At 35.7% G+C, this 14,056-nt stretch carries 13 protein-coding genes; all 13 read right to left on the reverse strand.

Annotated elements, in window-relative coordinates; translation table 11 throughout:
- Positions 1–284: 284 nt before the first annotated feature.
- Positions 285–1,274, reverse strand: a complete 990-nt coding sequence (locus ACEN25_RS11640) for a glycosyltransferase family 2 protein (RefSeq protein WP_441803066.1) — start codon at positions 1,272–1,274, stop codon at positions 285–287.
- Positions 1,271–2,818 carry a glycosyltransferase family 2 protein gene (locus ACEN25_RS11645; protein ID WP_441803067.1) on the reverse strand — a complete coding sequence of 516 codons (1,548 nt, stop codon included), beginning with the start codon at positions 2,816–2,818 and terminating at the stop codon, positions 1,271–1,273. The genes ACEN25_RS11640 and ACEN25_RS11645 overlap by 4 nt, the downstream gene beginning before the upstream one ends.
- Positions 2,815–3,954: a glycosyltransferase family 4 protein gene (locus ACEN25_RS11650; RefSeq protein WP_441803068.1), complete on the reverse strand. Its 1,140-nt coding sequence runs from the start codon at positions 3,952–3,954 to the stop codon at positions 2,815–2,817. The genes ACEN25_RS11645 and ACEN25_RS11650 overlap by 4 nt, the downstream gene beginning before the upstream one ends.
- Positions 3,954–5,042, reverse strand: a complete 1,089-nt coding sequence (locus tag ACEN25_RS11655; RefSeq protein ID WP_441803069.1) for a glycosyltransferase family 4 protein — start codon at positions 5,040–5,042, stop codon at positions 3,954–3,956. The genes ACEN25_RS11650 and ACEN25_RS11655 overlap by 1 nt, the downstream gene beginning before the upstream one ends.
- Positions 5,039–6,442 carry a hypothetical protein gene (locus tag ACEN25_RS11660; protein ID WP_441803070.1) on the reverse strand — a complete coding sequence of 468 codons (1,404 nt, stop codon included), beginning with the start codon at positions 6,440–6,442 and terminating at the stop codon, positions 5,039–5,041. Before ACEN25_RS11660 ends, ACEN25_RS11655 begins: the two co-directional genes overlap by 4 nt.
- Before the next feature lie 90 nt (positions 6,443–6,532).
- Positions 6,533–7,657, reverse strand: coding sequence for a UDP-N-acetylglucosamine 2-epimerase (neuC, locus tag ACEN25_RS11665; protein WP_441803071.1), 1,125 nt, complete (start codon positions 7,655–7,657; stop codon positions 6,533–6,535).
- Positions 7,654–8,694: an N-acetylneuraminate synthase gene (gene neuB / locus ACEN25_RS11670; RefSeq protein ID WP_441803072.1), complete on the reverse strand. Its 1,041-nt coding sequence runs from the start codon at positions 8,692–8,694 to the stop codon at positions 7,654–7,656. Before neuB ends, neuC begins: the two co-directional genes overlap by 4 nt.
- Before the next feature lie 203 nt (positions 8,695–8,897).
- Positions 8,898–9,188, reverse strand: coding sequence for a GIY-YIG nuclease family protein (locus tag ACEN25_RS11675; RefSeq protein ID WP_441803073.1), 291 nt, complete (start codon positions 9,186–9,188; stop codon positions 8,898–8,900).
- A 183-nt stretch (positions 9,189–9,371) separates the two neighbouring features.
- Complete coding sequence (locus ACEN25_RS11680) at positions 9,372–10,031, reverse strand: acylneuraminate cytidylyltransferase family protein (RefSeq protein WP_441803074.1); 660 nt, start codon at positions 10,029–10,031, stop codon at positions 9,372–9,374.
- A gap of 3 nt (positions 10,032–10,034) precedes the next feature.
- Positions 10,035–10,925 (reverse strand): glycosyltransferase family 2 protein, encoded by an 891-nt coding sequence (locus ACEN25_RS11685; RefSeq protein ID WP_441803075.1) that lies wholly within the window; start codon positions 10,923–10,925, stop codon positions 10,035–10,037.
- Positions 10,922–12,166: a hypothetical protein gene (locus tag ACEN25_RS11690; RefSeq protein ID WP_441803076.1), complete on the reverse strand. Its 1,245-nt coding sequence runs from the start codon at positions 12,164–12,166 to the stop codon at positions 10,922–10,924. The genes ACEN25_RS11685 and ACEN25_RS11690 overlap by 4 nt, the downstream gene beginning before the upstream one ends.
- A 10-nt stretch (positions 12,167–12,176) precedes the next feature.
- Positions 12,177–13,034 (reverse strand): glycosyltransferase family A protein, encoded by an 858-nt coding sequence (locus ACEN25_RS11695; RefSeq protein WP_441803077.1) that lies wholly within the window; start codon positions 13,032–13,034, stop codon positions 12,177–12,179.
- 109 nt (positions 13,035–13,143) lie between these two features.
- Entirely contained in the window at positions 13,144–14,055 is a 912-nt protein-coding gene (locus ACEN25_RS11700) for a glycosyltransferase family A protein (RefSeq protein ID WP_441803078.1), read from the reverse strand.
- Position 14,056: the final 1 nt, after the last annotated feature.

Genomic DNA, 14,056 nt, shown 5'->3' on the forward strand with positions numbered 1-14,056 from the left:
ATTTAACTTTAGAAGTATAGTTACAGCTGATACTAAGAGAACGCTTAAAATAAATGCAATAGTTATCAACGGTATCTTGCAATTTTGAAGAGTCTGCATAATCAAAAAAATAGGAATAGCTTTTAATATTGATTATAAGACAATTATATGGCACTTTATCTGAATAATTAATAATCAAATTAATTTTATACTTGCTACAATAATAAAAAGCTGAATATAAAAGCATGTTATGATGGGCTGTCCAAAATCTCAAAATTATCTCCATAACTACAGAATATATCTCATTAACTACGCGGTTTCTTGAAAAATAAACTAAACCAACCGGCAACTCTACCTGAAGCTTCTAAAAAAGCATCTTTTCTTGTAGAAGTTGTAAATACATTACTAAAGCGAATGAGCGTTAGTAGAAGTGCCGTAGCATTCCATTTTAATCGTGATTTGAGATCAGGATTGGAATATTTTACACGCCATACATACCAGCCGTTACGCAAAACCATTTTACCGTATTTATAGGGTTGCGGCCTACCGGCAGGATCGTGATGATGGGCTAATTGAGCCGAAGTACACAGTACATTTTTACCATATTTTAACGCCCGTAAACTGTAATCTGCATCTTCATAAAGACCATAACCATCAAAATACAAGCTGAATTTTTCTGAATCTATAACATTTCTGCGGAAACTCATCGCCATTCCTATAAGTAAATCAACTTCATAAACTTTACCTGTAAGTGGGTAACCATAGGTGCGCCCGTGAGAAAAAGAAGGCATAATCCCAGGTAAGTCTGGAGATTGTAAACCTAGTTTATTCCGAAGGTAAAAACGCTGAGATTCTTTACGTTCATAGCCGTCTAGAACATATATTTTATCTGTTGATTTTGTTCTTTTTGAAGGTTTCCAAAGATTTTCATTTGTGGCAACACCGCCTATTCCTACAACATCGCTACAATCTCGAAATGTTTTTATAACCGCTTCAAAGTAACCGGGTTCTAAAACCACATCATCATCCAGAAAACAAACTACCTCAGCTTCTTCATTTAACCGCGAAATACCATAATTACGTTGTTTCGTAAGACCACGAACGTCATCTTCTACTTTAAAATACTCTAAACTTTTAAATGTTTTTTCTAAAGAAAGATGTTGCGTTTCTAAACCTTCAGAACCGTCTACAACAATAATTTGATTAGGATAAACCGATTGATTTATTACTGAATTTAAAAGATTCGTAATGGCATCTGGTCTTTGATACGTACAAATGATTAGTGAAAAATTCATTGTTTTTCTGACAGCAGTTTTTCTGCCCAGGATTTACTCAGGCTCCAGCGTTTTTGCATTTGCCGAAGATAAGAAAATGGATTTCTTACCGATTGATTCTTATAAAACTTTAGAAACAATAAGGTTTTGTATCCTAATATTTGAGATTTACTTTTATGCTTTAAATAGAAAGCAAGTACTGTAGGGACAGGCTTTGGCTGAATCTCCTCATACTCCCAGGGCTTTTTTAGTTGCGTTCTAAAACCTCCTGTTGGCGCCTTAAGATGTATTAATTTTAAAAACGAATTGTACAATACATCAACTCCGGAGTTGCGTAATTGCATCCCAAAATCTGCATCTTCACCAAAACCATATTCAAAAGCCGTATCAAAACGTATATCTTTTATTACAGAAGCTTTTACAAAACTACACCCCGATCCAAAAGCTTCCCACTGAATAACAGATTTAACGTGTTCTTGTTCGTCTTTTTGCAAACAACTTACCGTAAAGGCTTCTGGTTTAGTTTGCTCAATAAATTGTAATGCGGTCTCCAGAAAATCTGAAGGAATTCTTAAATCATCATCAGCCAGAAAAACCCATTCTGAAGTAATCTGATCTAATGCCAAATTACGTGCATTACACGCACCTGTTTTATGTGTAAATGTATGTTTAATTTTAAACGGCCAATTTTCAGTCTGCAAATAATCTAACTCTGAAAAAGTCCCTAAATCCGGATTTTGCTCTACGAGCAACACTGTTTTGGGAGTGACGCTCTGCGCAGCTAAGTCTCGTAAAGTTTGGTACAATACCGCTTTTCTACCTATTGTAGGTATCACAACATCAATAGATAGTCTTATGGTATTCTTAAATGTGCTCCATTCAGTTTTAGATAAATAATGAATGGAGGAGGAATCAATTTGTTTTTGACCTAAAGCCTTTAAAAAATAAAACGGACTTATAGATTTTGTATAAATAAGACGCTGAAATTCAAAGAGTAGTAGCCAGGCTTTACTCTTAGTGGCAGCAATAAAAGCATAGGTGAATTTCTGATTTTTAGAAAAACGCAATTTAAAATTAGTAATTCTAGATTGTATTAATCGTGGTTCACTATAACACAAAAGGCCTTTGGGCATTCCTAACTTTGCTAAGACCGCTAGAAATAAATTGAAATCTGAATATGCAGGGATATGTGATGCAAAATGTAGTAACGTATTTGATGTGATACACCCCACATCAGCACTCATTAAATACGTAGGATAACAAACAGCTTGATTAACAATTAAAAAAACCGATTGATCTACAAACCCCAATTCTTCATTCAAAATATAAGGGTGTGCAACCGCAAAACTTAATAGAGTATGAGCATTTTTCTGCGAGCGAATAAAATTAAAATCTACTAGCTCACTCACTTCCTGATGTACCCATATAAGTTTACGACCACTAAATTTTTGCGCTAATTCTATAAGTATTTCAGAAAGTATATGAGCATTTACAGCAATGGTTTTCCACGTGTTACGGTCTGTAACCGATATTGCTTTTTGCCCGTTATGTATTAAAACAATCAATCTGCTATTACTTTTTTGTAAAATAATATATTTTGATCTACTACGTGTTCTAAAGCAAATTTAGAATCAACACGCTTGCGCGCAGCAGCTCCCATTTTCTCCCGCAAAGCAGAATTATGTAAAAGCTCCAGAATACGATCTGAAAATTTTAAATGATTTCTGGGATCTACTGTAAAACCGGTCTGCTCATCAATCATTACCTCCTTTGCCCAGCCAATATTTGAAGTCACCAATGCTTTCTGCATCGCCATCGCTTCTAGCCAGGTCATAGGTAAAGCCTCTGCAAAACTAGGCAAAACCACTACCGAAGCTTTTGCAATCTCTGATTTTATCTCATTATAAGGTAAACCACCTTTAAAAAAGATATACTTATGAAACTGAGGTTCAACCTCTTCTAAAAAAAGTTCTTGTGTAGATCGTTGCGTAAAAATATCTTTAACATCTGCGCCTGCCAAAACGAGACGTGTCTTTGGCTCATTTTTAAAAACAAGATTCATAATTTTAGCCAATTCTAAAACTCCTTTTTTACGAATGATACTGCCAAAATATAAAAGTTGAAAATCAACCTCAGTCTCCTTCTCTGGTTTAAAAGCAACAGTATCTACACCATTAGGAATCACTTTGATATCCCGTTTTAAATTAAAAATTTTAAACGTCAAATCTGCACAAAATTGACTTACTGAAAGAATGTAATCTGCTCGCCTTAACGCCGATTTTTCAAATAAGCGATTCTTAGTCTTTTGAGGTCTATTTTCCAGGTTACAGAAATAGCCATCGCTTCCGTGCAGGCGTATGATAAGCGGACATTTAAATGACATAAATGCGGTAATCCCAGTCCAGTCTGGAGCTTCTAATATATTTATGTTATTCTGTTTGATGTATTTATTTACATAACGCTGTAAAAAATTACGGTACAAATACCAGCCACCCAGTTTAAACCTGCGCTTTGCGATGCTGTGTATTGTTATTCCGTGGTGATTAAAAACAACATCCTTTTGCTGATCATATACAAAGACGGTAACCTGTATTTTTTTAGCGATCAGACCCGCAGCCAAATTTTTGATACTCGTTCCCAAACCTGCTGAACCTTTGAGTTCAGGATGCGGATATTCAGGAGTTAAAAAAGCGATGTGCATTAGTTTAAGAGATTGAGGTGTTCTGCAACCATTCGATCTAAGGAATATTCTTTTTCTATCAAAACGGAAGTGTCTTTTGTGATCTTTAAATTGCCAGTTACTATATCGGTGAGAATTGAAGAAAGTTTTGTTTTGTCTTTAGGCTGAAAAAGAAAGCCATTAATTCCGTCTGTTATAATTTCAGGATTACCTCCTACCGTTGTCGTTATAACAGGCACATTTGCTGAAAGACTTTCTAAAATAGAAAGACTGAAACACTCCATATACGTAGGTTGTATCAGGTAATCGTAGTTGGCAAGTATTTGAGGAATTTCAGACGAACTGCCTTTAAATTCCAATAGTTCAGAAACCCCAAGATCCTGAGCCTGCTGTTTTAAACCTTCTTCTAAGGGTCCTTCCCCGTAAATACTTATGTGAATATGCGTCTTGATTGCATCTGTCAAATAACTCAACGCATCAATTAAATCCTGAATCCCTTTAGATTCACGTAAATGTGAAACCACTATAAATTTATACGCTGTTTTGGCTTCAGACTTACCTTCCCTTTTTTTAAATACCGAAGTATCAATCCCATTGTAAATAACTCCCGTTTTTAGAGAAACGGTTTTGCCCAGATCTTTGACGATATGCTTAGCTGTATAACTGGAAACGCCTATAAAACGGTCGATTGCCTTACTGTATAAAAATGCTTTTAATTTGTTTTTGAGTTGCTTTTTAAGCGGAAAACCATTTAAAGGTCTGGGATTATGATCTACTGCAATTATCTGTTTTATAGACCCCAGCTTTTTAGCATCCTTATAAAAAGAAGTGCTCAACTCGGTAAAATGAGTTATTAAGCCATCATATTTAGCCTTAGAAGTTGTGAGGTGATCTAAGAAAAATGCTTCAACTGTAAGTTTGTCTTCCGCAGAAAAAACAGTTAAATCTCTATAGAAATCAAAAATTTCAACATCCGGGAAAAACCAGTCAATCTCATAATTGATTTTTTTTGCAGCGGTGTCAAAAGCAACAAAAAAACGATCCATCCCTCCTATACGGTCTGCGTGCAATATATAATTACAAACTACTGCCAGTTTTTTTTTACTCATACAATTGCTTTTAAAGCATTTACACAGGCTTGTGTGGTTTCATTTAAAGGCTGTCCTATTTGCATAGTTATTAGCTCTTTTCGCTCCTTTTTATTGAGTTCAGGATTTTGCAAGTAGGTATTTATGGCGCTATAAAGTTCCTTTTTATTGGTCGCGATTTTTACGGCTCCGCTTTTAACTACATTATCGTAATGTTCATAGTTTAAAAAGCGCTGATCATTATACAATCCGTTCTCCGGGTTTCCAAAAGCTGTATTAATTACCGGCTTATCAAAAAGCATAAAATCGAGACTCATTGTAGATAACATATTTACATTCAGGTCTGAGTACTGCAAAACAGCTTTAAGAACCGTAAGATCTTTTGGAGTTGGAATGCGCTGTGACCAGGGTTCTGGATGACCGTCACGGGTAAGCTCCCACTTGGGGTGATTCCATTTTATTTCAGGATAAAGGGCTTTCGTTTCAGCAAAACGGCGTTCATCTTCAGCCGGGGAAGTACGCACTAATAATTGGGCATCACTAATTTCCCCATTTTGTAAACCTTCAGCAATTGTAGCAATAATCAGAGGGTCGTTAGGACCAATAGTAGCATCTGCACAACTGTAGCAAATTATTTTTTTCTGCTGAAGGAGATTAAATTCTTTGTAAAATTGCGCTTCAGAAAGCTCATATTCCGGTAAAACATAAGGCTCAAATTGCGGAGTACCGACTACCGAAATATACTGTGCATTTGTAAGCGGGTAAAACCGAAGCAATTCCGTTTTCATCAAATCACTCCAAACCAGAAAATGATCGAAAGTGGCAGCCATTCTCCCTTTTGAAGCCAGATTATCCCACGAGAATATAAAAGATGCGGTAGGTATATTTAATTTTTTCGCCCAAAAAACTAAGGTTGCGATAAAGGGTGGCCGCTGATGTGTGAAGAATAATAAGTCTGTTTTGTGATTTTTTAAAATCTCACCATACTGCTTTACTACAGGGTCATTTGCAAAACTTTTTTCCTGCAGCTTTTCAAAAAAAAGAACGTTCTTTTCAGAATGAAAAAACCGACTAATCCCATAAACTGCTTTCACAAGAATAGCGTGAGGACTCCAGCCCCTACTCTTATTCATCTCGTAATTATCTGCAATCCCGGGATTCTTCCTGTGATTTTGCAAATGAGCAATTTCTTTAAGCTTGCGCCAAAACCAATTCTGCTTCGTTTCTACAAAAACAGGTAATTCAACGATGGTAAAAATAGAAGGGTCAAGCTGTGGATATGCGGAAATAGGTAGGCCTGAAAAAATCACAATTCGTGAGAAGTCGTTAGCTGCTTTTTCTAAAAAAGTACTGAGTACAAAATTGCGAAAACCAACACCGTCTGTAATAACGATGCCGAGGGAATTCTTTTCAGATCTCATTATTTTAATTTGAGCAAGACGAAAATAGCCATTTTTGAGGAGTTTACGAGAATAGAAGTGCGTTGTCTCGTATTAAAACCATTTAAAAAATTAAAGATCTCTAAATTGCTTCTGATGATCTATTTCCCAAAGGTTTTGAGAAGAAAGAGTTTGTAGAAAAAGAGCGGCAGCATTTTGTGATGATTTACGTTTTTTAGGGCTTGCCTGCATCTTTTTAGCAGATTCAATTCCTTTTAAAATAGCGGCAACAGTATTTGCAACATGCACGATCGTATTTGTATGCAAGTCTCTATTTTCTTGACGTCTGCCAATATTAACGGTAGGGATTCCCAAATACGGTGCCTCGTGTATTCCTGCGCTGCTGTTACCAATAAGAAACTTAGCGTTTTTAAGAAGCGTGATAAAGTATTCAAATCGCAAAGAAGGAAAAATACGGAATCTGGGGTTGTTCTTCAGTTTTTCATATTCCTCCAGAATTTCTGAAGAGCCTAAATCGTTATTTGGAAAAATTACTATATATTTTGAATCATCTTGCATTAAGCCATCTACAAATCGAGTTGCATTCAATTTAGTATTTGAAAAATCTGTAGTAACCGGATGGTAAAGCACCACCGCATATTCATCAAACGAAATGTCATAATAAGCCTTAACCGTTTTCAAAGAAGGTAATTGAGAACTGAACAACACATCTAAATCTGCAGACCCTATGGTAAAAATAGAAGACTCTAACTCGCCCATTTGAACAAGTCGCTTTGCTGCAGTTGTATTAGATACAAAGTGAATATGACTCAATTTACTTACCGAATGCCGAATCAACTCATCTACGGTGCCCGAAAGTTCGCCTCCTTCAATATGCCCTACTAGAATATTATTAAGAGAGCCTACTATAGCTCCTGCAAGAGCTTCCACCCTATCGCCGTGAACAACAATTAGATCTGGTTTGAACATCTTCACATAAGCCGAAAAGCCTTCAATAGTTTTAGCCAAAGTAAGATCCATCGTAGTTTCTGAGGTGTGATTTTCAAAGCGGTGGATATTTGTAAATCCGGCTTTTTCAATCTCAATTACCGTTTTTCCATAGGTTTCAAGCAAATGCATACCTGTGGCAAAAATACTGTATTCAAATTCAGCAGCTTTCTGAACCGCCTGAATCAAGGATTTTAGTTTACCAAAGTCTGCACGGGTGCCGCTTAAGAAGGCTATTTTTCTTTTCACAGGATATCGCTTAATTTCAATTGTTCATCCGCTGCAATTGCGCGTGTTGCTTTTTTTCCAAGAATATCTTCAAAATGTTCGGCCAAAATCTCACCGGTTCCCGGCCGTTTTACCCATATGTTCTTTTCCGTAAAGACTTCTCCCTTTTCAATTGGAGCGATGGTACAAAGGGTTGCGAATGCAAAATCAATAGTTACCTGTTCTTCCTTTGCCGGAGCTTTTTCGCCCCCGCGCATCTGCCAGATTTCATTACTGGATTTTATAAGTTCGCTGCAAGCTTTTTCATCCATACTACAAACAATATCCGGACCTGTGCGCTGCATATGATCTGTAAAATGACGTTCTAAGATGGAGGCACCTAAAGCCACTGCACCCAAACAGGCATTGTTATTCAACGTATGATCTGATAAGCCAAAGGGTACATCAGGAAATGCCTCGTGCACTTGAGTCATTGCGCCCAGTCTGACTAAATGGGTGGGCGTTGGATATAAATTGGTGGTATGCAGCAAAGCGAAAGGGGTACCGGCGTCTTTAAAAATCTGAACTGCTTTAGCAATACTTTCAAGGGTATTCATACCTGTACTAAGGATGACCGGTTTGCCAAAACCTGCTATATGTTTGAGTAAGGGATAATTATTACATTCACCCGAACCTATTTTATAAGCAGGAACTTCCATTTGCTGAAGCCGGTTTGCCGCAGCTCGTGAGAACGGAGTTGAAATGTAAAGCATTCCTTTTGCTTCGACATAGTTTTTTAAGGCAAGCTCATCTGCTTCATCGAGTGCACAACGGCGCATAATCTCGTAAATGGAAACGTCTGCATTCCCAGGTATTACTTTTTTGGCAGCACCACTCATTTCATCTTCCACAATGTGTGTCTGATGTTTGACGACCTCAGCGCCGGCCCGGCAGGCTGCATCAACCATCTCCTTAGCCACCTGAAGCGAACCTTCGTGATTAATACCAATTTCTGCAATCACCAGCGGCGGGTAATCGAGACCTATTTTTCGATGTCCTATTTGGATATATGGGTTCAAGGGGGAATTATTTGTTATTTGCTATTTGTTATTGAACTTAAAAAATGTTTCGAGAATGTCACTTCGAGTGTTTGATTGAGGCCTAAGCCGAAAGCAAATGTATCGAGAAGCGTCGTGAACTAAAAACATCCTAACTAACCAGACTTCTCGATACAAATTAGGTTTCGCTATCGCTACACTTAATTCACTCGAAGTGACAAATATTATTGAAAATTCTTTTTAGCCAAATTAGGTAGTTTTTCATATTCTCCATTGATTAAAGCTTCTTTCTTTACCCGAGACCAATTCTTAATCCGCTTTTCAAACTCAATTGCTAAATCTGGCTCTGTAAACTCACAATAATAAACCAATTCAATTGGCCTTCTGTTATAGGTATAGGAATTTTCATATTTTCCAGATTGATGTTCTTCAACCCGCTCCCAAAGATTAGAACTAATGCCGGTATAATAGGTTTTATCCCGACACCTTAGAATATAAACACTATAGACTTTCAAGAATTAGAATTTATTTGTCACTTTGAGTGTTTGATTGAGGCTACAAGCCGAAAGCAAATGTATCGAGAAGCGTCGTGAACTAAAAATATCCTAACTAACCAGACTTCTCGATACAAATTAGGTTTCGCTATCGCTACACTTAATTCACTCGAAGTGACAAGATCGAAGTGACAAACAATAGCATTATTTAAAGTGATTTAAATACAACTCAGCCTTCTTAAAATCAGCCTCGGTGTCTATATCTATTTCAGCAAAAGGGTGATTAACAATTAAGGGATAATTATTATCTCCTAAAAGTCTACCTTCTTGTACCAATTCGGTTTTAAAAATATAAAGCAAACCGTTCTCATAGTATAAAGGTTCTAAATCCTGACTGCGCTGCCCCATTTTATAGTTATAGGGTGTAAACCGATTATTTATAATAGTTCCCAGCTTATGCTCATTACGGGAAACGGTCATAAGACTATCACAGTTTTCTTCTTCAAAAATCTGAATTGCTTCTTTTAAAAGAGTTACCGGACGCAACGGATTTGTAGGTTGTAGTAATATCACAGCATCATATTCCTCTACAACTGATTCTAACACGTGCTGAATGGCAGAAATAACAGGTTCTTGGTTGCCAGCAAGTTCGTCTGGCCTATGAATCACGTTTACATCTTTACTTTTAGCATAAGTAGCTACTTCAAAATCATTTGTGGTAACTGTTATTTCTTCAAAGCCTACTTGACGCGAAAAATTGATGCTATGCCCTATCAAAGGCAAATCGCCTAGCATCTTCATATTCTTTCCTGGAAGACGTTGGGAATTGGCGCGGGCTGGGATAATGATGAGGTAGGTTCTCATTTTTTAACCATATTTTGGTAGGGGTAATTCTATTGATTTTTTCAGCGTCTCTTTTTTCACCACTTTTCTATAAGTAATTACCTTTGGAATTCTGATTAAAAAATTAATCATCGCTCTAAAAAAAGCTTTAAGAAATGCTATATCCTCAAACGCATATTTACGAAAATTGTGAAAAAAAAGAGCGATTAACCGCTTAGGAATTAAAATTTTAGGATAATACGCAAAATAGAAAAGAGCAGAATTAGACAATTGGTTTTCAAATCGGTAAACCGTTTTCTTTAAATGCTTACGCTCTTCCTTATTTACCCGGTGGTTGACAGAGATTTGAGAGGTATATAAAATAGTATAACCCAGATCCAATAATTCGATAGAAATGCAGGACTCTTCCCCATAAATTTTCATCCAATTTGGAAATCCAGCAGTCTGCCTATACGCTGCTTTTCGGATTACAAAACCACAGCCTACGAACTCCCTGCAATAAAATTCTTCATCTGGAATGTGCTTTTCTAAGGCTTGAGCATCATTTTCAAAAACCCCTTTAATTTCTTCAAATGCTATTACGGCCAGATTCACATTCTTAGAAAAAATCAGCCGTGCTTTATTTATAAAATCATTTTGAAGCGGATGCGCATCATCATCAAACCCAAAAATCAAGTCTCCGGTAGCTTTTTGATAAAGCAAGTTCCGGGCAGGAGAAGCTCCTATTTGATTATCCCGTATTTCCCAAATACATTCCGGGAATTCTCCTACTAAATTCTCAGAATCATCAGAACAGCCATCTAGAAAAACCAGTATTTCACAAACAGTCTCTTTTGTGTAATTGTGTAATATTTTTAAAGTTCTTTTAAGCTCTAGTTTCCTATTATGGGAAACAATACAAATCGAAACCTTCAATGCTTTGTGATTAGATGATTCAAGGTTTCCTTTAAATAAGCACTCGATAAATAATACTTTAAATCAGCACTGTAAGATTGGATATGAAGTTCTCCTGAAATCCACCTATCAAAAAGCAGTATTAATTGGTTTGCCATAGTTTGAATATCATGAAGTTCTGCAACATAACTATAGTTAGAACCTAAAAGCCTTCTCACCTCGCTTTTTTTTGGTCCCAAGTGCAATAGCGGACGATCAGTCATTATAAGATTTGGAAATTTAGCAGGTAAAAAGGGACTGATATCTGCTTCAGCTTCTAAAACAATGTTCACATTACTTTGCCTTTCAAGTTCGAGCACCACATCATAATCCATAAAACCGCTATACCTATAAATCGTTTCTTCCATTGAACATAACTCAGAAAGCTTGGGCTCATGAAAATTACCGGGACCTATAAGTAAAAGATGAGAGCAATTTCGAGCGTTAGGTCTGGCTTCCAAAAACAAACCCCAAGCTTTTATCAGGTAAAAAGGATTACGCTGTTCTAGCAAATTACCGGCATGTAAAACATTAAAGTCATTAGAATTAAAAAAATCGGGAAGCGTTTTTCTTAATATGCGATGCGTAATTTGATGCGGAAGTAATACTCCTTTTTCATTAAAATTTAAATCAAATTGCCCCATCCATACCCTTAAATGCTCAGAAGGATATCCCAACCACGTTGCAGAATTCGCCACTTCTTTAAAAAAAAACTCTTTTTGTAAACTTCCGGCTTCCTTCCAATTATAGGGCTTAGGATACCAATTAAATGGATAAGGGTCGTGTATATACGCCAGCCACTTACTGTGCCATTGAGGTAGCTTGAGTAAAGCGGCGTGAGTCCGATAGGAAGATCCTTTGCTTAAAGTTATGATGAGGTCATAAGCTGCTGGTCTTTCACGAATCAAAGCAGCTACTATACTATTTACATCATTCTTAAAAGTAAAGGAGAACCCAAAGATACGCTCAAGTTTTTTCGAAAAATTAAGGGTACTTATGCGCTGTAAAACCCGTTGACCCCTGCTTAGCCAGTAATAAAAATCTTTTCTATTCTCTTGTATTAAAATGGTTTCTTCACCGGGAATCTGCACATCATTGTGAGAATAATGATAGACTTTAAGTGTTACATTTTCTGCTACTAAAGATGTTATCATAGCAAAATTAGCTTTCCCGGCACTGCTGGTATCAATATCGATGGTTTCAGCTAATATTAGAATTTTCATAGATTAGCAACTAAAGCTTTTTAAATTTTTTCAAGATTTTAAAAAAATATTTTCTTAAAAAAAAAGGATGTATACTTCTTGAAGTCCCGCAATCGGCAGGTATATTAAAACTCATTAAGATGCTCTTCTTAGCATTTTTAAATAAAAAATGATTTGGATCTAATTGATTCCCCATATGAAAGGCAAATGTATTGACTGTTGACAATCTATACCAGCCTTTTCGGTCGCACAATTCATCTATAAATTCTTTTTCTAAGCCATTCTCAAATTTTGTGACTGGGAATTTATCTTCCCCTTTAAACATTGCTGACTTATACGTAGCTACAAAATGACCGGCTCCTACAATTGCTTTGGGCTCTTTTTTTAAAAAATACTGTTTTTCCTTCCACGAATAGCGCCGATTTTCACGATTAAGTAAAGAGCTATTTCCCATACCATATAAATACAATTCAGCGTCTGTATCAGTCATGAGTTTTGCATACCCTATTTTACCGAACAAATAGTTCTCTATAAAAACACTGGAGTTTTCATAAAAAGCTAAAGATGGGGAGGGCAATGGCGCAACAACCCCCGCCTTAGGATGACCATTGAAAATTTTAAAAACTGCTTGTTCCCATCCCATATAAAAAAGCACATCAGCATCTGTAATCGTTATAAATTTTTCTTGTACGCCTCTAGCTTCTTCCAGAACAGGCAATACTTTTCCCTTATTTTCAGAATAAACAATATACTTATCTATGTAATTCAAATAATTCTTTATCAAATCCTTTACAGAAGCACAACAGTTATTATCTATTAGGGTTATAGCGGTTATTTTAAGATCTATCGTTAAGATTAAGTTTTCTAAAAATACCTTAAAAACAGGCATTTGATTTTTATAATAGTCTTCTTTAAGGTTGGGTATATAAACAGGTACAATAACCCGATGTAAAAATTGAGACAATTCTTCCTTTTTATATTTTTCAGGATTTACGCCTTTACGCATTTTTCAAAAGAACTTTTTTATAGTTATTTATAAATGGAACTATTCTCATTAAGGCTTTTTTTCGAAAATATATTTCAAATAACTTTAAAAGAAATACCGGTCTTGACTTATTATTGGTAACACACTTTTCTAATTTTGTCCATAAAACTAATCTTTCTTTCTCTGTGAATTGATTCAGTTGGTTTTTTAATAAGTAACTATAAAATTGAAAACTGGCTAAGTTTTTCTCTCTTCCATACTCTTTATTATTGGAAATATTAAAATTACTGGACCGTATGTACACTATTGATTCATTTATAGAAATTATATTTTGAAAGTCTGAAACCTCCAAGAATAATAAATCATCAGAATGCCATGCTAATGGAAATTTTTTAATTTTTGTCTTTTTTAATTTTGATGTACTAAAAATATACTCACTTAAAGAACTCCGAGCTAAACCAGTAATTTTATTAATGAATAAATCCTTAGAATTTTGAATTTCAGGATAAGTAGTTCTTTTCGATATTGGATTACTTTTCTCGTCTATAACTTCAGTTGAAAAACGAAAAACAAGCGGTAGAAACCCTTCATTAAATGTCGTTACTTTTTTATGGAAATTAGCCACACAAGTATCTTGTAATGTATCATCGTCTCCTAAAATCATTAAAAAAGTTTCATTTTGGATAAGTTCTATGCATCTATTCCAATGGTCGACCAGCGATTTCGAACCTAAATTATTATCATAACGCCTATAGATTATTTCAAGAGTTTTTGAATATTTTAAAATTAATTCTTCTGGGTTATTAGGACTACCATCATTCCCTATATAAACTTTGAAATTTTTATTGGTCTGATAAGAAAGTGATATTAGAGTTTCCTCAAAAAAATCAATTTTATAAAATGGAATTACAATCGCTAGTGTCAAT

Source organism: Leeuwenhoekiella sp. W20_SRS_FM14 (assembly GCF_052119605.1).
Classification (GTDB): Bacteria; Bacteroidota; Bacteroidia; order Flavobacteriales; family Flavobacteriaceae; genus Leeuwenhoekiella.

Bases quoted from the DNA above. Each gene is read 5' to 3' on its own strand.
- ACEN25_RS11640 (WP_441803066.1), bottom strand. From the start codon at position 1,274: ATGAATTTTTCACTAATCATTTGTACGTATCAAAGACCAGATGCCATT.
- ACEN25_RS11650 (WP_441803068.1), bottom strand. From the start codon at position 3,954: ATGCACATCGCTTTTTTAACTCCTGAATATCCGCATCCTGAACTCAAA.
- ACEN25_RS11655 (WP_441803069.1), bottom strand. From the start codon at position 5,042: ATGAGTAAAAAAAAACTGGCAGTAGTTTGTAATTATATATTGCACGCA.
- ACEN25_RS11660 (WP_441803070.1), bottom strand. From the start codon at position 6,442: ATGAGATCTGAAAAGAATTCCCTCGGCATCGTTATTACAGACGGTGTT.
- ACEN25_RS11680 (WP_441803074.1), bottom strand. From the start codon at position 10,031: ATGAGAACCTACCTCATCATTATCCCAGCCCGCGCCAATTCCCAACGT.
- ACEN25_RS11690 (WP_441803076.1), bottom strand. From the start codon at position 12,166: ATGAAAATTCTAATATTAGCTGAAACCATCGATATTGATACCAGCAGT.
- ACEN25_RS11695 (WP_441803077.1), bottom strand. From the start codon at position 13,034: ATGCCTGTTTTTAAGGTATTTTTAGAAAACTTAATCTTAACGATAGAT.